At 56.8% G+C, this 24,038-nt stretch carries 24 protein-coding genes; 9 read left to right on the top strand and 15 right to left on the bottom strand.

The features are described from left to right. Positions 1–34 precede the first annotated feature (34 nt). From rsxC to G9Q73_RS10200, 6 genes are all read left to right on the top strand, one after another. Positions 35–1,384, top strand: coding sequence for an electron transport complex subunit RsxC (gene rsxC / locus G9Q73_RS10225; protein ID WP_177419698.1), 1,350 nt, complete (start codon positions 35–37; stop codon positions 1,382–1,384). 225 nt (positions 1,385–1,609) lie between these two features. Further along, positions 1,610–2,629: an RnfABCDGE type electron transport complex subunit D gene (locus tag G9Q73_RS10220; RefSeq protein ID WP_177419697.1), complete on the top strand. Its 1,020-nt coding sequence runs from the start codon at positions 1,610–1,612 to the stop codon at positions 2,627–2,629. Beyond that, positions 2,626–3,342, top strand: coding sequence for an RnfABCDGE type electron transport complex subunit G (locus G9Q73_RS10215; protein ID WP_177419696.1), 717 nt, complete (start codon positions 2,626–2,628; stop codon positions 3,340–3,342). Before G9Q73_RS10220 ends, G9Q73_RS10215 begins: the two co-directional genes overlap by 4 nt. 13 nt (positions 3,343–3,355) lie before the next feature. Next, a complete protein-coding gene (gene rsxE / locus G9Q73_RS10210; RefSeq protein ID WP_177419695.1) occupies positions 3,356–4,012 on the top strand; it encodes an electron transport complex subunit RsxE in 657 nt (218 codons plus the stop codon). Between the two features lie 6 nt (positions 4,013–4,018). Then, on the top strand, positions 4,019–4,597 hold the full coding sequence (locus G9Q73_RS10205; RefSeq protein WP_177419694.1) for an electron transport complex protein RnfA: 579 nt from the start codon (positions 4,019–4,021) through the stop codon (positions 4,595–4,597). 12 nt (positions 4,598–4,609) lie between these two features. Then, entirely contained in the window at positions 4,610–4,810 is a 201-nt protein-coding gene (locus G9Q73_RS10200) for a hypothetical protein (protein ID WP_177419693.1), read from the top strand. A 60-nt stretch (positions 4,811–4,870) separates the two neighbouring features. Here the strand turns inward: G9Q73_RS10200 and G9Q73_RS10195 are convergent, their stop codons facing one another. From G9Q73_RS10195 to uvrD, 7 genes are all read right to left on the bottom strand, one after another. Then, positions 4,871–5,647, bottom strand: a complete 777-nt coding sequence (locus G9Q73_RS10195) for a thermonuclease family protein (protein ID WP_177419692.1) — start codon at positions 5,645–5,647, stop codon at positions 4,871–4,873. Positions 5,648–5,708: 61 nt separating this feature from the next. After that, positions 5,709–5,912, bottom strand: coding sequence for a 50S ribosomal protein L31 (gene rpmE, locus G9Q73_RS10190; protein WP_177419691.1), 204 nt, complete (start codon positions 5,910–5,912; stop codon positions 5,709–5,711). Between the two features lie 131 nt (positions 5,913–6,043). Then, on the bottom strand, positions 6,044–6,400 hold the full coding sequence (locus G9Q73_RS10185) for a DUF3135 domain-containing protein (RefSeq protein ID WP_177419690.1): 357 nt from the start codon (positions 6,398–6,400) through the stop codon (positions 6,044–6,046). Positions 6,401–6,539: 139 nt separating this feature from the next. Then, on the bottom strand, positions 6,540–6,842 hold the full coding sequence (locus tag G9Q73_RS10180; RefSeq protein WP_177419689.1) for a hypothetical protein: 303 nt from the start codon (positions 6,840–6,842) through the stop codon (positions 6,540–6,542). A 23-nt stretch (positions 6,843–6,865) separates the two neighbouring features. After that, positions 6,866–8,005 (bottom strand): radical SAM family heme chaperone HemW, encoded by a 1,140-nt coding sequence (gene hemW, locus G9Q73_RS10175; RefSeq protein WP_177419688.1) that lies wholly within the window; start codon positions 8,003–8,005, stop codon positions 6,866–6,868. Positions 8,006–8,081: 76 nt separating this feature from the next. Beyond that, positions 8,082–9,167: a TRAP transporter substrate-binding protein gene (locus G9Q73_RS10170; RefSeq protein WP_177419687.1), complete on the bottom strand. Its 1,086-nt coding sequence runs from the start codon at positions 9,165–9,167 to the stop codon at positions 8,082–8,084. A 46-nt stretch (positions 9,168–9,213) separates the two neighbouring features. Next, a complete protein-coding gene (gene uvrD / locus G9Q73_RS10165; protein WP_177419686.1) occupies positions 9,214–11,376 on the bottom strand; it encodes a DNA helicase II in 2,163 nt (720 codons plus the stop codon). 203 nt (positions 11,377–11,579) lie between these two features. Here uvrD and glk point away from each other — a divergent pair, with 203 nt between their 5' ends. Beyond that, positions 11,580–12,560 (top strand): glucokinase, encoded by a 981-nt coding sequence (gene glk, locus G9Q73_RS10160; RefSeq protein WP_177419685.1) that lies wholly within the window; start codon positions 11,580–11,582, stop codon positions 12,558–12,560. Positions 12,561–12,741: 181 nt separating this feature from the next. Next, on the top strand, positions 12,742–13,338 hold the full coding sequence (gene msrA / locus G9Q73_RS10155; protein WP_246345173.1) for a peptide-methionine (S)-S-oxide reductase MsrA: 597 nt from the start codon (positions 12,742–12,744) through the stop codon (positions 13,336–13,338). 44 nt (positions 13,339–13,382) lie between these two features. On the opposite strand, the gene G9Q73_RS10150 is transcribed toward msrA, so the two are convergent. Continuing rightward, the gene (locus G9Q73_RS10150; protein ID WP_177419684.1) at positions 13,383–14,348 is read right to left on the bottom strand and encodes an aldolase catalytic domain-containing protein; all 966 of its coding nucleotides are present in this window, start codon (positions 14,346–14,348) and stop codon (positions 13,383–13,385) included. A gap of 327 nt (positions 14,349–14,675) precedes the next feature. On the opposite strand from G9Q73_RS10150, the gene G9Q73_RS10145 reads away from it, so the two are divergent. Next, on the top strand, positions 14,676–15,314 hold the full coding sequence (locus G9Q73_RS10145) for a hypothetical protein (protein WP_177419683.1): 639 nt from the start codon (positions 14,676–14,678) through the stop codon (positions 15,312–15,314). Positions 15,315–15,580: 266 nt separating this feature from the next. Here the strand turns inward: G9Q73_RS10145 and glmS are convergent, their stop codons facing one another. The 7 genes from glmS to atpA form a co-directional block, all read right to left on the bottom strand. After that, positions 15,581–17,407, bottom strand: coding sequence for a glutamine--fructose-6-phosphate transaminase (isomerizing) (gene glmS / locus G9Q73_RS10140; protein WP_177419682.1), 1,827 nt, complete (start codon positions 17,405–17,407; stop codon positions 15,581–15,583). 18 nt (positions 17,408–17,425) lie between these two features. Beyond that, on the bottom strand, positions 17,426–18,796 hold the full coding sequence (glmU, locus tag G9Q73_RS10135; protein ID WP_177419681.1) for a bifunctional UDP-N-acetylglucosamine diphosphorylase/glucosamine-1-phosphate N-acetyltransferase GlmU: 1,371 nt from the start codon (positions 18,794–18,796) through the stop codon (positions 17,426–17,428). 322 nt (positions 18,797–19,118) lie between these two features. Continuing rightward, a complete protein-coding gene (locus G9Q73_RS10130) occupies positions 19,119–19,607 on the bottom strand; it encodes an FKBP-type peptidyl-prolyl cis-trans isomerase (protein ID WP_177419680.1) in 489 nt (162 codons plus the stop codon). 67 nt (positions 19,608–19,674) lie between these two features. Beyond that, the gene (locus G9Q73_RS10125) at positions 19,675–20,100 is read right to left on the bottom strand and encodes a F0F1 ATP synthase subunit epsilon (RefSeq protein ID WP_177419679.1); all 426 of its coding nucleotides are present in this window, start codon (positions 20,098–20,100) and stop codon (positions 19,675–19,677) included. A gap of 25 nt (positions 20,101–20,125) precedes the next feature. Further along, positions 20,126–21,502, bottom strand: coding sequence for a F0F1 ATP synthase subunit beta (atpD, locus tag G9Q73_RS10120; protein WP_177419678.1), 1,377 nt, complete (start codon positions 21,500–21,502; stop codon positions 20,126–20,128). A gap of 70 nt (positions 21,503–21,572) precedes the next feature. Next, positions 21,573–22,433 carry a F0F1 ATP synthase subunit gamma gene (atpG, locus tag G9Q73_RS10115; RefSeq protein ID WP_177419677.1) on the bottom strand — a complete coding sequence of 287 codons (861 nt, stop codon included), beginning with the start codon at positions 22,431–22,433 and terminating at the stop codon, positions 21,573–21,575. A gap of 52 nt (positions 22,434–22,485) precedes the next feature. After that, positions 22,486–24,027, bottom strand: a complete 1,542-nt coding sequence (atpA, locus tag G9Q73_RS10110; RefSeq protein ID WP_177419676.1) for a F0F1 ATP synthase subunit alpha — start codon at positions 24,025–24,027, stop codon at positions 22,486–22,488. Positions 24,028–24,038 lie beyond the last annotated feature (11 nt).

Raw genomic sequence — 24,038 nt, 5'->3', positions numbered from 1 at the left:
ACTTTAATGGCTTTTTTTCCTCTGTTTCTGAAGAATGTCTCTGCTCAACTCATTTCTGAATCTTCGCCCGACCTTTCGGCACGGCGTCCACCCTGATCCCCTCAAGGAGCAGACGGTTGACCTGCCGGTGCAACGCGTACCCTTTGTTTCCCGCTATGTGATGCCCCTGGGACAGCATATCGGTGTACCTGCCAAGCCGGTGGTGAAGAAGGGTGACGCGGTCACACGGGGTCAAATGATCGCCGAACCCGGCGCCTTCATGTCCACGGCCCTGCATAGCCCTGTTACCGGCAAAGTGGTGGGTATCGAGCCGCATCGCTATACGGACGGCTCCTTCAAGCCAGCCATCGAGATCGAGGCCGACCCCTACTCCACCCAACAGTTTCAACCCCGCCCGGCCATCGACTGGGAGTCCCTCTCCATGGATGGCTTCATCGCCGAGGTGCAGAGGGCGGGTATCGTGGGCATGGGCGGTGCCGCTTTCCCGGCCCATGTAAAGTACGCCATCCCCCAAGGACAGAAGATCCGTAATCTGCTGATCAACGGTGCCGAGTGCGAACCCTACCTGACCACCGACCACCGGCTGATGGTGGAGCGCCCCGAATCGGTGGTGCGGGGAGCAGAGATCATCCGCCGCAAGTTGGGGGCGGAAAAAGCCACCATCGGGGTGGAGGACAACAAACCCGATGCCATCGAGATTCTGCGCCAAACCATCGGCGACGAGCCCATCGAAGTGGTCGGGTTGCCGATGAAATATCCCCAGGGCGCCGAGAAGATGCTGATCATGGCGACCTACGGCATCGAGATTCCTGCCGGGCAGCTGCCCCGGGATTGCGGTATCGTGGTCAACAATGTCGGCACTGTAGTGGCTGTCGCAGAGTGGTTCGATTTGGGCCGCCCACTGATGGAGCGGGTGGTCACCGTCTCCGGTCCCGGCATTCACTACCCCGCAAACCTGACCGTTCCACTGGGCACCCCTATCCGGGATGTATTGAAATTCTGCGGCGGCCTGAGCGAAAACACCCGTGAGGTGATCTCTGGTGGTCCGATGATGGGCGCGCCCATCGCCAGTCTGGACGTGCCGGTGCTGAAAGGCACCTCCGGCATCCTCGCCTTCACCGCAGCCGAAACCGGACGCCCCCGCGAATACCCCTGTATCCACTGCGGACGCTGTCTCGAGGCCTGTCCCTATTTCCTCAATCCGTCGCGTTTCGCCCGGCTTGCCAAGGCGCGGCTGTTCGATGAGATGAACGCCCTGAACGTCAACGACTGCGTGGAGTGCGGCGCCTGCACCTACGCCTGTCCCTCAGGGATACCGATCGTGCAGCATATCCGCACCGCAAAGAATAACTTACGACAGCAGCATAAAAGGGCAAACGGCTAAAAACATGTAGGCCCGATCAAGCGCAGCGGATCGGGCATCCAGACTTAGGCAGAACGAATCAGTTTGCCGGTTCCGTTACACTTGAACCGGCCTACGACTAAAAGCTATCAGTGTTTGTTAGAGACAATACTTTTTTATGAATGACAGAAACCACAACATTTGGCTTATCCGGTGGCACGGCCCCCTTTTGCCTTTTGCCTTTAACCTTTCGCCTTTTAACAAACAATGAAGAAGAAAGACCCAAATCTACTGGTACAACCTGCGCCACTACTAGTGCAAGGCATGACCACACCCCAGGCGATGCGCGATGTCTGGTACGCACTGCTGCCCGCCACCCTGGCCGGTCTCTGGTTTTTCGGCCTCAGCGCCCTACTGGTTCTGCTCGCCTCAATCATCGGCGCTGTCGCCACAGAGTGGGCGTTTACTCCGGCGCAAACACGCGCCACTGCACTGGGTGACGGCAGCGCAGCCCTCACCGGCCTGCTGCTGGGATTGACCCTTCCACCCGCTTTGCCGGTCTGGATAGCCTTCCTCGGCGGCGTGGTGGCCATCGGCCTCGGCAAGGTGATCTGGGGCGGACTGGGCAACAACCTCTTCAATCCGGCGCTGGTGGGTCGCGCCTTCCTGCTCGGCACCTTTCCCATTGCCATGACCACCTGGTATGCGGCGCAGGGCCCGGAACACTTTTTCGACCTCTACTCCAGCACCCTGGCCGCCCCCTTCATGCAGGCGACCTGGGATACCATGAGTGGCGCCAGCCCCCTCGGTTTGATGAAGTTCGAATATGAGGGCACTGCCATTTCCAGCCTCTTTATCGGCAACACCGCCGGCTCCCTGGGTGAAACCAGCAGCCTGCTGTTGCTGCTCGGCGGACTCTGGCTCTGGTTCCGCCGCGACCTCGACTGGCGCATCCCCGCCAGCATCTTTCTCACCGCCTGCATCTTCTCCGGCATCCTGTTTGCGGTGGATGCCGAACGCTTTCCCAGCCCACTCTTCACCCTCTTCTCCGGCGGCATGATGCTTGGGGCGATCTACATGGCGACCGACCCGGTCACCTCACCGCTCACCCCCAGGGGCAGTTGGATATTTGGTGCCGGTATCGGTTTTCTGGTGGTTCTGATCCGCGTCTTCGGCGGCATGCCGGAGGGCATGATGTACGCCATTCTGCTGATGAATGCCGCCACGCCACTCATCGATCGCTATACCCAGCCCAGGGTGTTTGGACGGGGAGTGAAAAAGGCATGACCAGCGAACAGCAATCCCTGGAGCAGGAGCCCAGCTCCACCAAACTGGCCCTCTCACTGGCCTTTGCCGGTCTGATCTCCGGCATCATCATCATCAGCATCTACGAGACCACCCTGCCCACCATCACCGCCAATAAGGCCCGTGAGTTGCGAGAGGCGGTTTTCAAGGTGCTGCCGAAGGTCACCACCATGCAGAAACTGCAGTTCGACAACGGAAAACTGCGGGTGCGCACTGAAAAAGGCGCCGATGAGGATACAATCTATGGGGGTTATGGCAATCAAGGCCAGTTCATCGGTTATGCCGTGGAGGGTGCAGGCCCCGGCTTTCAGGACACGATCCGCGTGCTCTACGGCTATCTGCCGGAGCAGCGCAAGATCGTCGGCATGGAGATCCTGGAGAGCCGGGAAACCCCAGGTTTGGGCGACAAGATTTTCAAAGATATGGCCTTTGTCGCCAACTTTGATGATCTCTCCGTCGACCCCAAGATAAAGGCCGTCAAGAAGGGCACCAAATCCGCCCCCTATGAGATCGACTCCATCACCGGCGCCACCATCTCCGCCAAGGCGGTGGTGAGGATCATCAACGAGGCCCGCGTACGCTGGGAGGATCGGCTGCCGGCCCCTGGCAATGAGCCGAAACTGGAACTGGTAAGCAAAAAGGCGGCGGATGAAGGGAAGGGAGATACGTCTCCCACCCCGGCCCCTGGTAATTAGTGAGACATCGATTATGGCAATCAACATCAAAGACCCCTCCGCAATACAGGAGATGATGAAAGGCCTCTGGCGGGACAACCCCGTCTTCGTACAGGTGCTCGGCATGTGTCCGATGCTGGCGGTCACCAACTCCGCCATCAATGCGCTGGCGATGGGTATTGCCACCCTGTTCGTGCTGGTTGGCTCCAGCGCCCTGGTCTCCGCCTTCAAGAACCTGATCCCGAAGCAGGTGCGCATCTCCCTCTACATCGTCATCATCGCCACCTTCGTGACGGTGATCGACTACACCCTGCTGGCCCTGTTTCCCTCCATCCACAAGGAGCTGGGGGCCTTTATCCCGCTGATCGTGGCCAACTGCATGATCCTCGGCCGCCAGGAGGCGTTTGCTGCCAAGCATTCCGTGGGTTTCGCGGTGATGGATGCCATCGGCATGTCCGCCGGCTTTGTTATCGCCCTGTTTGCACTGGGCAGCGTGCGCGAGATCCTGGGCAACGGCAGCCTCTTCGGCATCGATCTGTTCGGCGCAGGATTTGAACCTTGGGTCATCATGATCCTGCCGCCGGGCGGCTTCATCACCCTCGGTCTGATCCTGCTCTTCTTCAACTGGGTCACCGAGCGCAAGGCCCGGTTTCTGCAACAGGTTGTTGCCGCAGAACAGGCCAGGGGGTAAGCACACATGGATAATCTGATCTGGATCTTTGTCAGCGCCATGTTGGTCAACAACTTCGTGCTGGCCTACTTTCTTGGGCTCTGCCCCTTTCTTGGCGTCTCCGGGAGGCTCGAAACCTCATTCCGGCTGGGGCTGGCCACCACCTTCGTGCTGCTCATCACCGCACTCTGTTCCTGGTTTCTCAACACCTATGTGCTGATCCACGCCCCCTATCTGCGACTGATCAGTTTCATCGTGGTCATCGCCTCCACGGTGCAGTTCATCGAGATGGCGATCAAGAAGCTCAGTCCCAGCCTGTTCAAGGCGCTGGGCATCTTCCTGCCGTTGATCACCACCAATTGCGCCATTCTGGGCCTCGCAATCTTCGCCACCAACCGGGGTTACGGTTTCGCCGAAGGGATGGTCTTCGCCCTCGGCGCCGGTGCCGGTTTCACCTTGGCGATGGTCCTGATGGCGGGACTGCGGGAGGAGACCGAAATCATCGACATGCCCGTGCTGGTTCGCGGCACCGCCATGAACCTGATCATCGCCGGCATCCTCTCCATGGCATTCATGGGGTTTGCCGGGCTGTTCAGCTCAACCTGAGGAGGGTTACCAATGCTCATCCATATACTTTCACTCCTGGGATTGATGCTGCTGTGCGGCGGCTGGGTGCTGTTTCAGGGCTGGCTGTCACGGCAGGACCCCGATTACAAGGGTTACAAGGTGGGTTGTGGGGCCTGCAAGCAGGGGAGTGGCTGCTCCACCCAGGATGGTTGCAAACCAAACGTCCAGATTAATCTGCCATCTCCAAAGTAGGCCGGTTCAAGCGTAGCGGAACCGGCAAGCCCGCGCCCGATCCGCTACGCTTGATCGGGCCTACCAGACTACTTTGATGGCAGACGGATGCCGGATTCGTATACGCTGGCTCCCCTTATAACGCCGGATCCAGCCTCGTACTTCAATACTCTGACCCACCAGGTCTTCCGGCCGCCAGTCCACGAAGTGGTCGAGATCCGAGCGGTCGACGCGCAACTTCACCCCGGCAATTTTCAACCAGAGAGAACGGCGGCTCTGTTGCAGCGTTTCAATCCGGCCCCGCAGCAATCGAAACCCTTCGACTGAGCGCGCCAGCCCAACCGCATCGGCCACCGGCGCATCGACCCAAACACCCCGTCCAGCAGCGCGCGCCCGGCTTTCTGCCTCACGATAACATTGCAGATGGTCGAGGTTCGGCGGGAATACGATCTGAAAACCGGCCCCATCCTGCAACAGGGCCTCGTTGAGATTTTTTCCATCCTGGCTATAGATGTGCGCCAGCAGGCGTCGATAACGATCCCGTCGCTGCTGCCCTATCTCCAGGCGGATCCAGTTGCCGGATTTGGCGATAAGCCGTTCCAGCTGCCGCTTCGCGGCCTTCGCATGGGGTTCGTCGGGGGTCTCTTTCCAACCCGTTTCAGGTGTATTGATACCGATCAAGCGAATCCTGCGGCCATCGACCAGCAGCAAAGTGTCGCCATCAAAGACCTCCTCAACTTCCTGCAGATCACCAGAGTGCAGGGATGGACAGCCGGCACCGACTGAACTGCTGAACAGCAGCGCCAGAAAGAGCAACAACAAAAAAGGCCCCGCACTGCGGAGCCTTTTTACTGTCATCTGCCTCGTTTGGTCCGCCAGCTGCGCGATCACAGACCGCGAACCGGGCAACGCGGCGAGATTAACGGCCGTATTTTTTGCGGAACTTGTCGACGCGTCCGGCAGTATCCAGCATCTTCTGCTTACCAGTGTAGAAGGGGTGGCAGGCAGAGCAGACTTCGACGTGCAGCTCTTCCTTAGCCAAGGTGGAACGGGTAACAAACTCGCTGCCGCAACTGCAAACGACCTTGACCTCATTGTACTTAGGATGGATATCCGCTTTCATGTCAGACCCACTATCTTGAAACTATAAATTACCGCCATACCGGGCGGAGAAGGCGCGCAATCATATAAGAAACCGGCGCTATAGGCAAGCATTCTATTGCCGCGCTGGACTTGCGATGCAGAGGCGGAGATTCAGTGCCCGCCGGAGGCCCTGAAATCGATCACTTTGGCAGAGCAAGGCCCCGCCGTCGTATCTGTCCTGGGTTTGTCCTTCAATCCGCTGATTCTTGCGAGCAGACCAAACTCCCCATGAAGCTGCTCCCACATCATGCGGGATATCTGCAGGCAGGCGCTCAACGGGGTACGGTTGCGACGCACCTGGTCAATGCGCCACTGCAGGCAACGCAGTCGCTGCCGGCGCTCCTCCGGGGCACTCTCGATGAATTCGTCGATCGCCGCCAAACGCAGGCGTTCGAAATCCTCCGGACGCTCCTTGGCCACGGCAAGCATGGAATCAAAATCCATAGTGTCAAAATTATTCTTATTCATCCGAGTCGCACCTAAAACGCCTGAGATGGTAAAAAACTACCACGGCTCCCTTACCTTGTCGCAGAACCTGCTTCCCAGATTTAATCATAGCGTCGATTGCAAGAAGGGAACCTCTTAAATATCATGGTGTTATCATGCATTATTCTTGGCTGTCAGGTTTCCGGCACGCCGACCTGTCCCAACCCTCAAAGGCCTCCCCGCTGTCACTCCAGCGGGCCTCTCCGATCAGATCCAGGCGGATCTTCACCCTCTCATCCAACTCTGTGACCCCCTGCAGATATTCGGCCCCTGCTTGAGTATAGACGTCGGTTGGGCGCAGCTTGCCGTGCAACTCCAACCCCATTTCATCCCGCCAAACCAGCTCAAGCCAGGCCCTTTTGAGTACCGCATATTCAAACTGCTCATGCAGCAAACAAGCTATCGGCACATAGTCGTTTTTCATCCTGCCCTCCAAATCTTTTGCTTTCAGGTGAAAAGCTGCAACAGATCATTGAGGAAGCGCTGACCCAGTTCAGTCGGCCTGATGCGTCCTTCACCTCTCTCCAGCAGACCCCGTGATTCTGCCGTTTCGAGCGCGTGGTTCATGCGCGACAAATCCAAGCCTGTACGGGCTTCAAACATCGCAATCTCGATGCCTTCACACAGGCGCATCCCATTCATCATAAACTCCAGCACCCGCTCTTCCGGCGCCAATGTTTTCTCTCCCTGAGTAAACAAGCCACCGGCACGTCCCTGCAGATAATCGCCAGGACTCCGCATCTTCCAAGAGCGTCTGATTCCGCCAGCCTTATCTGTCATCTTGGCGTGGGCGCCGGCGCCTATTCCCAGGTAGTCACCGAACGACCAGTAGTTGAGGTTGTGGCGGCACGTTTCACCCTGCCGGGCATAGGCGGAGATCTCATACTGATCATATCCCCCAGCCGCCAGCTGCGCCTGTCCCCGCTGCTGTATCTCCCATATCAGGTCGTCATCCGGCAGTTGTGGGGGCGCATGATGGAAACGGGTGTTGGGCTCAAGGGTCAATTGATAGTAGGAGATGTGACCGGGATCGAGCTGTAGCGCCAACTCCACGTCCCGCCTGGCTGCCTCCAGTGACTGCCCCGGCAGGCCGAACATCAGATCCAGATTAATGCGCTTGAACCCGGCCGTCTTTGCGGACTCAACCGCATTGATCGCTTCGTCCAGGCCATGTATCCGCTCCAGGATCCGCAGACTTTCAGCGTCAAAACTCTGTACACCAATGGAGAGACGATTAACGCCAGCCGCGCGAAAGCCGGTGTAATATTCAGCCTCCAGAGTTCCGGGGTTGGCCTCCAGGGTGACCTCCATGCCTTCAGGGCAATCGATTCGCTCCCGTATGCCAACCAGTAACCGCTGAATCGCCGCTGGGGAGAAGAGACTGGGCGTACCTCCACCGATGAAGATACTCTGCAGCGGGTGATCTTTAAGATTGGCTGTATCGACACTCAGATCCGCCAGCAGCGCCTCCACATAGGCGGCTTCATCCAGGCCTCCATCCGCCGCATGGGAGTTGAAATCGCAGTAGGGGCACTTTCGCACACACCAGGGGATATGCACATAGAGGGAGAGGGGAGGGGGGATCATCTGATGCTGAGTGTCCATAACGCAGGGTGCGCGGGTTGCACCCTACGTTCTGATTCCTGGGATCTGGCGCTGCCGATCAGCCCCGGTCGCGGGCGTCGAGATAGGCCATATCGGAGAGCGCGCCCCACTCACGGGCTCCCTGCAGAAAAGCGCTGTAGGAGTCATAGACCCGCTTGGTGAATTCATCCTTGCCGGCCAGCTCCAGCACCACCTCTTCCGAGTATTTACGCAGGGTCGCTATGACATCCTTCGGATAGCTGCGGATATCGACCTTATGTTTCTCCACCAGGGTCTTGAGTGCTGCTGGATTACGCGCGGTGTACTCCGCCAGCATATCCTGATTCACCACCTTGCAGGCGTTGAGCACGATGGACTGCAGGTCTTTGGGCAGCACATCGAAGGCCTTCTGGTTGATGACCGCCTCCAGCGTGGTGCCGGGCTCGTGGAAGCCCGGATAGTAGTAGTACTTGGCCGCCTTGTAGAGACCGAAGGCGAGGTCGTTGTAAGGATTCACCCACTCGGTGGCATCAATGGCGCCGGATTGGAGTGAGGTAAACAGCTCACCACCGGGCAGATTGACCGGTGTGCCACCCGCCCGCTTCAACACTTCGCCGCCCAGGCCGGGGATGCGCATCTTCAACCCCTTGAGATCATTCACGCTGTTGATCTCCTTGTTGAACCAGCCACCCATCTGCACACCGGTGTTACCGGCCGGGGCGGGGATCATGCCAAACTTTTTGTAGAGTTCGCGCCACAGTTTGAGACCGCCACCATAGTACAACCAGCCATTCATCTCCTGTGCCGTCATGCCGAAGGGCACCGTGGAGAAGAACTGCGCCGCCTCGCTCTTACCCTTCCAATAGTAGGCCGCGCCATGGCCCATCTCGGCGGTGCCGCGGGAGACTGCGTCGAATACTTCGAACGCCGGCACCAGCTCTTTTGCGCCATAGACCTTAACCTTGATACGCCCACCGCTCATCTCGGTGATCAATTGGGCCAGATTGTTCGCCCCAGTACCGAGGCCGGGGAAGTTCTTCGGCCAAGTGGTAACCATCTTCCATTTGAATTGCACCTTTGCCTGCACCACCGGCGAAACGGCAAGGGCCGCGCCTGCAACCAAAGAGCCGGCACCCACTTTTTTTATAAATTCACGGCGTTTCATCAACTTCTCCAGGTTCTGCCCATTCGGCGGGCTGTTTCACTCAGTTTCAACAAGGCGAAAGGTTCGCATAGGCGACCACCAGCCACTTGCTGCCCTCGGTTTCAAAATTGACCTGCACCCTGGCGCTGCGCCCCTGGCCCTCGGCATTCAGGACGACTCCTTCACCAAACTTGGGGTGAATGACCCGCTGACCCAGACTGAAACCCACCGACTCATCGGTGTAAGCGTGAGCCGGGTTGCTGTAGAGGGGCTGGGTGACCTGAGGCCCGGAGCGGATCTCCCGCATCAGTGACGAGGGGATCTCCCGCAGGAAACGGGAGGGGCGGGGATAGTTCTCCTGCCCGTGCAGACGGCGACTTTCGGCATGGCACAGATAGAGCGTCTGCATGGCGCGGGTCACCCCCACATAACAGAGTCGCCGCTCCTCCTCCAGGCGCTCCGGGTCATCTGCCGACATACTGTGGGGAAAGAGCCCCTCTTCGACACCCACCAGGAAGACCAGAGGGAACTCCAGCCCTTTGGCGGAGTGCAGGGTCATCAGCTGCACGCAGTCCTCGAAGGGATCGCCCTGGGCCTCCCCCGCCTCCAACGCGGCGTGGGAGAGAAAGGCGGATAGCTCGTCCATCTCCTCGTCTGCGTGGGCCTCGTAACCGAACTGGCGGGTGGCATTGACCAGCTCCTCCAGATTCTCCTTGCGATCCTGCCCCTTGCCGTCCCGGCTCTTCTCGAAGTGTTCCGGCAGACGGCTGGCAGCCAGCACCTGCTCGACCTTCTCCGGCAGATCCAGGGCCGCAGTATCGATCCGCAGCGCCTCGACCAGATCGAGAAATCCCTGCAGTGAGTTGGCCGCCCGGCGGGGCATGGCGCCGCCTTTGAGCAGTTCAGCGGTCGCCACCCAGAGAGAGACGTTGAAATCCCTGGCATGCGCCCGCACCGCATCGACGGTCTTGGGTCCGATCCCCCGTGGCGGCATATTCACCGCACGTTCGAAGGCGGCATCGTCATCCGGGTTATTGAGCAGACGCAGATAGGCCATGGCGTCCCGGATCTCAGCGCGCTCGAAGAAACGCAGCCCGCCATAGACCCGGTAGGGGATCGCCGACTGGATCAGTGCCTCTTCAAAGAGCCGCGACTGGGCGGTGGTACGGTAGAGGATCGCCGATTCACTGCGGCTGTTGCCGTCGGAGATGAACTGGCGGATACGTTCGATGACAAACCGCGCCTCATCCACCTCGTTGAAGGCAGAGTAGAGATTGATCAGCTCGCCTTCGCCGTCAGCCGTCCAGAGCTGCTTGCCCAGACGCGAGGGGTTGTTGCCGATCAGTGCATTGGCCGCGTTGAGGATATTGCCGGTAGAGCGGTAGTTCTGCTCCAATTTGAACATACGGCTATTGGAGCAGTTTTGCTCAAAATTGCGGATATTCTCCACCTGCGCGCCTCGCCAGCCGTAGATCGATTGGTCATCATCGCCCACCACGAAGAGGTTGTCCTGACCCTTGGTCAACAGCTTCAGCCAGGCGTACTGGATTGCGTTGGTGTCCTGAAACTCATCCACCAGCACATGACGGAAGCGCGCCTGGTAGTGTTGCAGGATATCGGCCCGGTCGCGCCACAACTCATGGGCACGCAGTAGCAGCTCGGCGAAATCCACCATCCCGCCACGCTCACAGGCAGCTTGGTATTCGGTATAGATGCGGATCATCTGCTGCTGGTAGGGATCACCGCCATCATCCAGATGTTGGGCGCGTAACCCTTCATCCTTCTTGCCGTTGATATACCACTGAACCTGCCGGGGCGGCCACTTGGCATCATCCAGGTCGAGACTCTTCAGGATCCGCTTGATCATGCGGAACTGGTCGTCGGAGTCGAGGATCTGGAAACTCTGAGGCAGACCCGCCTCCTTCCAGTGGGCTCGCAGCAGGCGGTGCGCCAGCCCATGAAAGGTGCCGACCCACATGCCGCCGATGGGCTGACCCAACAGCGCCTCGATGCGTCCACGCATCTCCCTGGCCGCCTTGTTGGTAAATGTCACCGCCAGCACCGACCAGGGCGTAGCCTCCTCCACCGTCAACAGCCAGGCGATGCGATGCACCAGGACACGGGTCTTGCCGCTACCGGCACCAGCGAGCACCAAAGTATTGCCTACCGAGGCGCTGACCGCGTCACGCTGTGCTTCATTCAGTGGATCGAGAATAGGGGAGACATCCATACGCCTATCTTAATCAATTATTGCCTTCGCAGCATCCGCCAAGAAACCCCTTTTCACCACGAAGAACCCGAAGGCACGAAGCCAAAAAATTGATTCGCAATAATCCTTCTTCGTGCACTTTGTGTTCTTCGTGGTGAGTTATGGGTTTCCGAATAGAGACTAGGCTAGAATGGTCTTACATCCTTAGAACAAGGCATATCTGAATGGAAGTTTTGGCAGGCGACATCGGCGGCACCAACACACGTCTGGCGTTATACAGAATCGAAGAGAACAGGCCGGGAGAGGCCCTGCTGGAATCCACCTATCCCAGCCGGAACTTCGACTCGCTGGAGGCGATCCTCGACGATTTCAGCGAGCACTTCTCCTGGCGTATTCAACGGGCCTGTTTCGGTATCGCCGGTCCAGTGGTCAACCAGAGCTGTGAGACCACCAATCTCCCATGGAAGATCACCGCCCGCGCCATCACCGACCATTTCGGCTTCGACGACACTTGGCTGATCAATGACCTGGAGGCCAACGCCTGGGGCATAAGCGCGCTCTCCCCCAAAGACTTCCACCTGCTCAATCCCGGCAGGGCCGACCAGCCGGGGAACGCTTCCATCGTCTCCGCCGGTACCGGACTGGGAGAGGCCGGACTCTACTGGGACGGCAGCGTCCATCGGCCCTTCTCATCAGAGGGCGGCCACACCGATTTCAGCCCCAGCAACGAACTGGAGTTCGCTCTCTACCAAACCCTGGCGGAGAAGTATGGTCATGTCAGCTGGGAGCGTTTGGTCTCTGGCCCAGGGCTGGAGGCCATCCACAGCTTTCTGCGCACCTACCGCCGCACCCCCACCCCCGGCTGGCTGAAACAGGAGGTGCACAAACTCGGCGGCGCCCCGGCCATCTCCAACGCTGCCATGGCGAGAAAAGATCCGATCTGTGACGAGGCACTGAATCTTTTCATCCACCTCTACGGACGCGAGGCGGGCAATCACGCCCTAAAGATAATGGCGTCCAGCGGCGTCTACCTTGGCGGGGGCATCGCGCCGAGGATTCTGCAACGTCTCAAGCAACCTATCTTCCTCAAAGCCTTTTTCGACAAAGGCCGCATGCGCCATCTGATGGAAGCGATACCGGTAAAGGTAATCCTCAACGACCGGGCTGCCCTGCTGGGGGCGGCGCGTTATGCTGCCATTCAGTGAGCAGATACCTAGCCGTGGGGTTTATTCTTACAAAAACCCTCTGTTTTTCGACTTGTTAGACCATTGTTATCAAATCGTGATGGTTTCTCTGAACATACCCACTATTCTTCGTTCTAACGTAGAGGAATCCCAGTCAAACTTGACTCCGATCCCGCCTCATTCAGCGCAGAGACAGGAAACCATGAACAAACACATACCCAGCATCGCAATGCTCACGGTACTTTTATCCCCGCCGCTTCAAGCCCAGAGCACCCAATATGAGACGGCGATCCTCGCCGGCGGCTGTTTTTGGTGTGTCGAGTCCGACTACGAAAAACTGGACGGCGTGGTGGATGCAATCTCCGGCTACACAGATGGGCATCTGGATATGCCGTCCTACGAAGAAGTCTCAATGGGCGACTCCGGTCATATCGAGGCGGTTGAGGTGATCTATGACCCTAAGCGGGTGAGCTACGAAGAAATCCTCGACTACTACTGGCGCCATATCGACCCCACCCGCGACGATGGCCAGTTCTGCGATCGCGGCGAACAGTACCGGCCGGTTATTTTTTACCGGGGGTCAAAACAAAAGGCAGCGGCATATCAGTCACTCTCCAGGATCAGACAGAACAAACCTTTTGCAGAACAGATCAAAGTCGAATTGAAACCTGTTGCGACCTTCTATCCCGCCGAGGAGTACCACCAGGATTACTACCTCAAGAACCCTGTGCGCTATCAGTACTACCGCTATGCCTGCCGGCGGGATCAGCGGGTGGAGTCACTTTGGGGAAGTCATTGATGATAATGCAGCGGGCGCCATGAACGGCGCCCGCTTGGTTTTTCTCAATCCCCACCCTCCAGGCGCAGGGACTCAAGGTAGAAATCGTAGCACTTGTCCTTCAATGCCGGATTGCCGCGCACCTTCATGCCATCGCGTGGGTGCTGGTTGAGGTGGCCGCTGATGCCGTAGATGTCGTTGAAGCCCCATTCGATCTGTTCCCGCAGGGGGACGAAATCCTCCTGAATCACCTTGTAGATGGGACGCACGTGGAACTTCGGGTTCTTAAGGAAGTTCAACAGTAACTCGAGGTTACAGTTGCCGGCACCACGGCCGATGCCGTTGATGGTGGCGTCAAGCAGGTTGACCCCATCGATGATCGCCTGCTGGGTATTGGAAAAGGCCAGTTGCTGGTTGTTGTGGGCATGAAAACCCAGCTCCTTGCTCGGCGCGTATTTCTGGTACAGCTTGAGATAATAGGTCACCTGCTCAGAATAGAAGGCGCCAAAGCTATCCACCAGGTAGAGGTAGTCCAGCTCAGTGGTCTGATCGACCTCCTGTAACCCCTCCACCAGCTCGGTTTCGATGGCGGCAGAGGCGGCCATGATGTTCACGGTGGTGAGATACCCCAAGTCTTTGCAGCGTTTCACCAACTCCAGGCCTGCATCTATCTGGTGCACATAGCAGGCGATGCGGACCATATCGATGGGGCTTTGGTCCCTCGGCTGCAGTTTGTGGATATCCACCCGGCCCACGTCGTACATAACCGCCACCAGGGGTGGGTTTTCGCACTCGTGGGAGTCGATAACACGCCGCAGGTCGTCATCGTCGCAGAAGTTCCAGGCGCCGTATTTGTCCCGGGTGTACTCGTCGCTCTCGGTCAGCTTCTTGCCCAACTCCACAATATCGACGCCTGCATCGCAGGTCGCCCGCCATACCGCCTTCACGAAATCCAGCGAGAACTGGTAATTGTTGATCAGGCCCCCGTCCCGGATTGTGCAATCCAGGACCTTCAGCTCTTTACGAAACATCTTGCAGACTCCAGGTTGATAGGGTCGTTACGCCGGCCCTGCAGCACGGCGGTGAGTGGCAACTGTGAAGTATCCCCCACTTCACCGCCCAATGCCAAACGAAGAGAATGCTTAAAGACGGTAGAGCATTCACTGACCGCGGACGATTGAGTAAGGGGCAAGCAGCCAGCTTTCACCGCCGGAGGGGATTTCCACCCGTTCCAAATGAGCGCTTAAGGCCAGAAGCAGACCCTCAGGTTTGGTCTAAACTGGAAGGAACAGCCAGCGGAAGCTCATACTAACAACCGTGGTACGTCCCTTATTATTACAACGTTAGGGCAGGAACCAATGGAAAAAGAAGAATCCCTGTATGCATTAAACTCGGTAAATCAGTGGGTAGTTGAAAATATTCCACCAGAATTGGCTGGGGCGATCATAACCGCAGCGTTCATTTATTTCGTGTCTACAATACGGGAAAACCGGATAAAGAATCGGTGGATTCTTAGAAAGAAGCGTGAGCTAAAAGATGAACTATCAAAAGCAAGGGGATGCATAAAACGATTACGGGAAATAAGATCGAAGGGATCTGATTTTATGTCATTGAGTGAAGTGAAAGAAATACATGGGAATCAGCAATCTATAATAAGGGTTCAAGAATACGTGTATTCTTGGGTCCATCAAATCCACGACTTAACAGATGTAAGTCGTCTAACTGATTTTGAAGATATCGATAAAAAATTATACTCGCTGATCGGTGACCTTGATCGAACAGTCTCAGATTGTTACTTCGTTTTAGGGCGGTTTCAAGTGAATTCAACAAAGAAGCTGCTAGATGCATATATAGATGACACAAGAGATCCTACGAAACAGTTTCTTGTGGATCTTTCTGACATGATGCCGGAAATGGATGTGCTCGGCGAGGTATTCGAATCTACGATCATCGGGGATATTGACGAACTAATTGGTATATTAGAAAAGCCGAAGTAAGACAAACTATAGGCTTCCACTTGTCCTCATCAGAAAAACTACCAAGTATATTTAGCAAATCAGTCCGATATTACAAACTGTCCATAGGCAAAGTCCTGCAGTTCATTCTAACAACCGTGGTAATCCCCAATTATTCGGATCGGCAAGCTTACAATTTTCCATGTCATAGCCCAATGTCCTTATTCGTCCAGGTTATTCTAGAGGGGCCGGGGTCGAATTATCAATGAAGTCACAACACCCCATTCGCAACATTCCCCTCTTCAAGCCTACTCCACCGTCACCGACTTTGCCAAATTTCGCGGCTGATCCACATCGGTACCCTTTAGTACCGCTACATGATAGGAGAGCAGTTGCAGCGGAATAGTGTAGACGATGGGCGCAGTCGAAGGGTAGATGTCCGCCAGGGTCAAATTCTGAAAGCGGTCAAGATCGATCTGAACGTCGTGATCACTGAACAGGAAGAGTTCACCGCCCCGCGCCCGAACCTCCTGCAGATTAGAGATGACCTTTTCCAGCAACGGGTCATTGGGCAGGGCGCAGACCACCGGCATTTCCGCATCAACCAGGGCCAGCGGACCATGTTTCAGTTCACCAGCAGGGTAGGCCTCCGCATGGATATAGGAGATCTCCTTGAGTTTCAGCGCACCTTCCATGGCGATGGGATAGAAGGTGCCCCGGCCCAGGAAGAGGGCATGGTTCTTTTCCGAAAAGGCATTCGCCATCTCCTTTATCGCATCACTGAGTTCCAGCACCACTTCCACTTGGCGGGGCAGCGCGTGCAACTCGTTGACGTAGACCTCTTCCTGCTCGGGGGTCATGCCAAAACGGCGTGCCAGCGCCAGAGTCAGCAGGCGCAAAGCCACCAGCTGGGTGGTGAACGCCTTGGTGGAGGCGACACCGATCTCAGGACCGGCGCGGGTCATCAGCACGGCATTGGATTCCCGCACCAGGGAGCTTTCCGGCACATTGCAGACAGTGAGGCTGCCGATGTAACCCATCTCTCTGGAACCGCGCAACGCGGCCAGACTGTCCGCCGTCTCACCCGACTGCGAGATGGTGATGAAGAGGGTATCGTCCGGCACCACGACCTTGCGGTAGCGGAACTCGCTGGCCACCTCCACGCTGCAAGGGACACCGGCCTCTTCGAGCCAGTAACGCGCCACCATTCCAGCATGGTATGAGGTACCACAAGCAATGATGTGGACATTTTTCGTCTTATCGAGCAGCGCCTTCGCTTTGTGGCCAAAACTGTCCTCGAGCAAGCGACCCTTGTGGATGCGGCCCTCCAGGGTCTCTGCAATCACCGACGGCTGCTCGAAGATCTCCTTGAGCATGTAGTGACGATAGGGACCCTTTTCTGCTGTGGAGGCGGAGAGCTCGGAAGTGCGCTCCGGCCGTTCCACCGGGTTCCCTTTGTTATCGAAGATACGTACGCTTTCACGGGTGATCTCTGCAACATCCCCCTCTTCGAGAAAGATGAAGCGCTGGGTTACCGGCAACAGTGCAAAGACATCTGAGGCGATAAAGTGTTCGCCAACACCGATACCAATCACCAACGGACTGCCGGCCCGGGCGACAACCAACCTGTCTTTGTCATTCGTGTTGACTACAGCCAGGCCATAAGCGCCAACCAGCCGGGTAATCGATTTCTGTACGGCTTTTAGCAGATCCTGTTCATCTTTCAGGATACTGCCCAGCAGGTGCGCGATAACCTCCGTGTCGGTTTCGGAGGTGAAGCGGTAACCTTGGTTTTCGAGTTCTCTACGCAGTAGGGCATAATTTTCGATAATACCGTTGTGGACGATCGCCACCTGCTCCCCACTCATGTGAGGATGGGCATTTCGCTCTGCAGGCATGCCGTGGGTGGCCCAACGGGTATGAGCAATCCCGAGATTGCCGCTGACATTGCCGCTATCCACCATCTCCTGCAGCATTGCCACTTTTCCGACAGAGCGGATACGCTGTATTTTTTCCGTCTGATCCAGCACTGCGATACCCGCCGAATCATAACCCCGATATTCGAGCCGGCTGAGGCCTTCCATCATAATCGGCACTACGTCCCGCTGCGCGATTCCGCCAACAATGCCACACATAACTTGCGCTCCTGCCTATTATTTTTTGGGTTGTTTGACCGGACGATGCCAGCTGCTCACGGTGATCTGTTTCGCACGGCTCAGGGTCAGGCTATTGGGAGCGGCGTCCCGGGTGATGGTTGAACCGGCACCGACGGTGGCGCCATCGCCAATCACCACAGGCGCAACCAGTTGGGTATCGGAGCCGATGAAGGCGTTATCCCCGATAATCGTCTGGTGTTTGTTGGCGCCATCGTAGTTGCAGGTGATGGTGCCCGCGCCAATGTTCACCGAGTGGCCAACCAGGCTGTCACCCACATAACTCAGATGGTTGATCTTGCTACCTCTGCCCACGGTCGATTTCTTGATCTCGACAAAGTTGCCGACATTCACCTGCTCGGCAAGTTTCGTCTCCGGGCGCACCCGGGCGAAGGGACCGATACGGGAACCTGCGCCTATCTCCGCATCTTCGATGACGCAGTTGGGTAGGATCTCCACACCTGCGCCAATGCGGGTATTTTTTATTACCACATTAGGGCCGATTTTCACGCCGTCCGCCAATTCGACCCGGCCCTCAAATATGGCATTGCAGTCGATAAACACATCCTGACCGACAACCAGCTCGCCACGAATATCCACCCGAGCCGGGTCCGCCAGAGAGGCGCCGGCCGCCATCAATTCAGCGGCGCGTTGCCGCTGATAGTAACGCTCCAGAAAGGCCAGCTGCGCACGGTCGTTGATCCCCATCACCTCCTCCTCACTGGTGGGGCACACCGACTGGACCTCTACGCCATCCTCAACCGCCAGGGCGATGATGTCGGTCAGGTAGTACTCCTGCTGGGCATTGTTATCGTCAATACGGGCAAGCCAATCCTCGAGCCTGGCGCGGCTTACCGCCATGATGCCGGTGTTGATCTCGTTGATCGCAAGCTCTGCCTCGGAGGCATCCTTCTGCTCAACGATACTGGTGATGCGGTGGTCGCTATCACGCACGATCCGGCCGTAACCACTGGGATTTTCAAGCTTGACCGTCAGCAACGCGAGATCACTCTTTCCCAATCTAGCCATCAACGCCTCAAGGGTCGCACCGCTGATTAGAGGCACATCCCCATAGAGGATTAATACTCGATCGTCTGACTTGAGGTGGGGTAGTGCCTCGATTACGGCGTGGCCCGTACCCAACTGCTCTTTCTGCTCACACCAATCGAGGTGTTGATCAGCCAGCGCCGTCTTGACCTGCTCTCCACCATGCCCATAGATGACAGTGATTCTGTCGGGGGAAAACGCCTGTGCTGTCTCAACCACATGGGATAGAAGCGGCTTGCCGGCTAATGGATGTAGCACCTTCGGAAGGTGGGATCGCATCCGCGTACCCTGACCGGCTGCGAGGATCAAAACACCGAGTTTCATGCATGCTCCATGATTGTCTTGCTGGTAGTAGAATTGTTCTGTGTTGCACCATTCACCGCATCAAATCAATTCGGTTTCAGGATGCCCTGAAAAAGGGTGTCGGCAGGAAACGCCATGACTTTAAATTCATCACAAATGGGAGCGAATTCAAAGCCCAACACTAATAAATCATTAATAAGGTCTCAAAAAAAGCGTCCATCTTCCTGGTCTTCATCGCCCGGCAGCGGGTGGTGCAGGCAATCCCTTTTATGCGTTTTTCTGAGTATAACGGCAGTGCGCGCGGAGCGCACCTGTTGGCGGGAAGCAAAAGTGAAATAAGTGTTTAGTTGAGGGTTGGGGTCTGGCCGGGAACACCAACACTCATAGCATCCTCTTTGGTTGCGTCACGCACTTCAACAATCTTGATGTTGACCGTGAGTGTCTTGCCGGCAAGTGGATGGTTACCATCAACCGTCAGCTTGCCGTTTTCAATCCTGGTGACGAAAAAACTCTTGGGTTCACCTTGCTCATTCTGCATCTGAACTTCAGCGCCCAGCTTACGGAATTCAGGGGGCACGTTTTCAATGTCATCGGTAAAAGTCAGATCTGGATCATGATCCCCGAAACCTTGATCCGGGGTGAGGGTAAACGACACATTATCTCCAGCAGAGCGGCCCTTAACTGCAGCGTCCATGCCACCGATCAGCTCAGTCTCACCGCCGTGAATATAGTTGACCGGCAGGTCACTCTGTTCGAGGACATTGCCTTCCCCCTCAACAATGGAATAGGTCAGGGAGACAAATTTGCCTGTTTTGATCACTTCTTTAGACATAGATTTAAAACCAAAAAAGGGCCTCTCGTAGCAGAGAGACCCTGTTGAACGGTGCAATCAGAACGGTCTAGCCGCGACCCCTCTTACGAAGACTTTCGATGGTGCGCAGCTGCGCAACCGCTTCCGCCAACTCGGACTGTGCCTTGGCATATTCAAATTCGGCAGACTTATCCACCATCGCCTCTTCAGCGCGTCGTTTGGCTGCCTGGGCTGCCACTTCATCAAGATCTGCAGCACGGGCGGCGGTATCCGCCAGAATAGTGATCACATGGGGTTGCACTTCCAGAATGCCGCCAGAGACAAAAAAGTGCTGCATCTCACCGCCACCGGCGTCGACTCGAACTTCTCCCGGCTTCAGCCGGGTAACCAGCGGAGTATGACGCGGTGCAATTCCCACCTCACCCATTACCGCCGGCGCATAGACCATCTCCGCACTACCGGAATGGATCTCGCCTTCGGCGCTCACAATATCGACATGGATTGTCATTGCCATAGCTTAGCACTCCCTAACAGTGGGATCAGACGTCACCGCCACGCTCGGCGGCTTCCTCGATGGAGCCAACCATGTAGAAAGCCTGCTCAGGCAGATGGTCATACTCACCTTCAACAATCGCCTTGAAACCGGCAATGGTGTCTTTCAGGCCGACATACTTGCCCGGACTGCCGGTGAAGACTTCCGCCACGAAGAAGGGTTGGGAGAGGAATCGCTGAATCTTACGCGCGCGCTGTACCAGCGTTTTATCCTCCTCGGAGAGCTCATCCATACCGAGAATTGCAATGATGTCCTTCAGCTCCTTATAGCGCTGCAGGGTACCCTGAACGGCGCGGGCGGTATCGTAATGCTCCTGACCCACAACGTTGGGATCAAGGATACGTGAGGTGGAATCCAGTGGATCCACCGCAGGGTAGATACCCAGTTCAGCGATCTGACGGGAGAGCACCAGGGTCGCATCCAGATGCGCGAAGGTGGTTGCCGGAGAGGGATCGGTCAAGTCATCCGCAGGGACATAGACTGCCTGGAATGAGGTGATGGAACCGGTCTTCGTAGAGGTGATGCGCTCCTGCAGCGTACCCATCTCTTCCGCCAGGGTCGGCTGGTAACCCACCGCAGAAGGCATCCGGCCCAGCAGCGCGGATACCTCGGTACCTGCCAGGGTATAACGGTAGATATTGTCGACAAACAACAACACGTCACGGCCTTCGTCACGGAAGTTCTCCGCGATTGTCAGACCGGTCAGGGCAACACGCAGGCGGTTGCCCGGCGGTTCGTTCATCTGACCGTAAACCAGGGCAACCTTGTCAAGTACGCCACCTTCGGCCATCTCATGGTAGAAGTCGTTACCTTCACGGGTACGTTCACCCACACCGGCGAAAACAGAGAAACCGGAGTGCTCTACCGCGATGTTACGGATCAGCTCCATCAGGGTTACGGTCTTGCCTACGCCAGCACCGCCAAACAACCCGACCTTACCACCCTTGACGATAGGCATGATCAGGTCGATAACCTTGATGCCGGTCTCGAGAACCTCTGTGGTGGCTGCCTGATCTTCAAATGGCGGGGGATTGCGGTGGATCGGCATGCGTGTCTCAACCTCGACCTCGCCCGCATCGTCGACCGGTTCACCCAACACATCCATGATACGCCCCAGGGTACCCTGACCTACCGGTACGGTGATGGGAGAACCCGTGTTCTCGACCACCACACCACGCCGCAGGCCATCGGTAGAGCCCATCGCAATAGTACGCGCCACACCATCACCCAGCTGCTGCTGGACTTCCAGCGTGAGGTTGGCCTCTTCGATCTTGAGTGCATCATAGACCTTTGGCATGTCACCGCTGCTGAACTGAACGTCCACCACGGCGCCGATGATTTCAACCACTTTGCCCGAACTCATTTCGGTTCCTCTTGCCGCACCAGGCGACTCTCTAATTGTTAAAAACTAATTCTGTGGCAAGGTCCGCGCTTCAAACCGCTGCGGCACCACTGACGATCTCGGAAATTTCCTGGGTAATCGCTGCCTGACGAGCCTTGTTATAGATCAACTGCAACTCATTGATGAGATCCCCCGCATTATCGGAGGCGGACTTCATCGCAACCATTCGCGCTGACTGTTCGCAGGCGCCATTCTCTACCACGGCCTGATAAACCAGGGACTCCACATATCTGCCAAGCAGGTTGTCCAGCACTTCCTTGGAATCCGGCTCGTAGATATAGTCCCAGTGGTGCTGCAGGCCTTGATCTGCCTCGGCGCTGATCGGCACCAACTGTTCAACAGTCGGATTCTGCGTCATGGTGTTGACGAACCGATTGTATGCCACATAGATGCGATCAATTTCACCAGCGCCATAAGCATCCAGCAATACCTTCACTGTACCGATCAGATCCTCAATGTGCGGCGCATCGCCGAGATGGGTCGCCTGCCCGGTCACGTTACCGCCGAAACGTCCAAAAAAACCCAGCGCTTTGGTGCCTATGGTACAGAAATCCACTTCCACGCCCGCTTCTGTCTGAGACTGAATCTCTTTCGCCAGCCTGCGGAACAGATTACTGTTCAGACCGCCACAAAGACCTCGGTCGGACGAGACGATGATATAACCGACCCGCTTGACCTCACGGTCGATCATGAAGCTGTGGCGATACTCAGGATGAGCATGGGACAGGTGACTGATCACCATACGCATCTTCTCCGCGTAGGGACGGGTCGCATCCATCCTGTTCTGGGCCTTACGCATCTTCGCGGCCGCCACCATCTCCATCGCAGAAGTAATCTTCTGCGTGTTTTTGATGCTGGCGATCTGGGTGCGTATCTCTTTTGCGCCTGCCATATCTCTAAAACCCTATTTTGGCCCTATCGTTTGATATTCCAATGCTCTTTGGTTACCAAGTATGGTTGGCCTTGAAATCCTTCAATGCCCCGTGCAACGCCTGCTCGATCTCGGGATTGTAGTCCGATTTCTCGTTGATCTGGTCGACCAGTGCCTTTTGGTTGCTCTTCATGTAGTCGTGCAACGCCGCTTCAAAATCCACGACTTTACTCACCTCTATGTCGTTCAGATAACCTTCGTTGGCAGCGAACAGTGTGGTCGCCATATCGGCCACACTGAGGGGCGAGTACTGACCCTGCTTCATCAGTTCGGTTACGCGCTCGCCAAGTTGCAGCTGGGCACGGGTCGCGGCATCGAGATCGGAGGCAAACTGGGAGAAGGCGGCCAACTCACGATATTGCGCCAACGCCAATCGCACACCACCACCCAATTTCTTGATGATTTTGGTCTGCGCTGCGCCACCCACCCGTGATACGGAGAGACCGGCATTGATCGCCGGACGGATGCCAGCATTGAACAGGTCCGCCTCGAGGAAGATCTGGCCGTCGGTGATGGAGATAACGTTTGTCGGTACGAAAGCCGATACGTCACCTGCCTGCGTCTCGATGATCGGCAGAGCGGTCAGAGACCCCGTCTTGCCGGTAACCTTACCGTCGGTGTTCTTTTCAACCTGATCCGCGTTGATCCGGGCCGCACGCTCCAGCAAACGGGAGTGAAGGTAGAATACATCACCCGGATAGGCTTCACGGCCCGGCGGGCGACGCAGCAGCAAAGAGACCTGGCGGTATGCCCAGGCCTGCTTGGTCAGATCGTCATACACAATCAGCGCATCTTCGCCCTTATCGCGGAAGTACTCACCCATGGAGCAGCCGGCATAGGGGGCCAGGAACTGCATGGCGGCAGAGTCGGCAGCTGGGGCGGCGACGATGATGGTGTGCTCCATCGCGCCGTGCTCTTCCAACTTGCGCCACACCTGCGCGATGGTGGAGTTCTTCTGGCCGATGGCGACATAGATGCACTTTATACCCGTGCCTTTCTGGTTGATGATCGCATCGATCGCCAAGGCCGACTTACCGGTCTGACGGTCACCGATGATCAACTCACGCTGGCCGCGGCCAATCGGCACCATGGCGTCGATTGCCTTGATGCCGGTCTGTACCGGCTGATCGACCGATTTACGGGAGATAACGCCAGGTGCAACCTTTTCGATGGTTGCGGTTTCAGTGGCTTCTATCGCGCCCTTGCCGTCTATCGGTTTACCCAGGGCGTCAACCACCCGGCCCAGCAAACCTTCACCCACCGGTACTTCGAGTACGCGACCGGTACACTTGACCGCATCACCCTCGGTGAGATGTTTGTAGTCACCCAATATCACGGCGCCGACTGAGTCGCGCTCCAGGTTGAGGGTCAGACCAAAGGTATTCCCCGGGAACTCCAGCATCTCGTAAGACATGGCGTCCTCGAGTCCGTGGATGCGGGCGATACCGTCGGTGAGACTGATAATCGTACCCTCGTTACGGGCCTCGGTCTTAAGATCGAATTTCTCGATCTTGCTTTTGATCAGTTCGCTGATCTCGGATGGATTGAGTTGCATGATGGCTTCTC

Origin of the sequence: endosymbiont of Lamellibrachia barhami (assembly GCF_011947365.2) — a bacterium.
Classification (GTDB): Bacteria; Pseudomonadota; Gammaproteobacteria; order Chromatiales; family Chromatiaceae; genus QGON01.
Note: the sequence above shows the minus strand (reverse complement) of the source record. Positions and strands in the feature narration are given on the sequence as shown.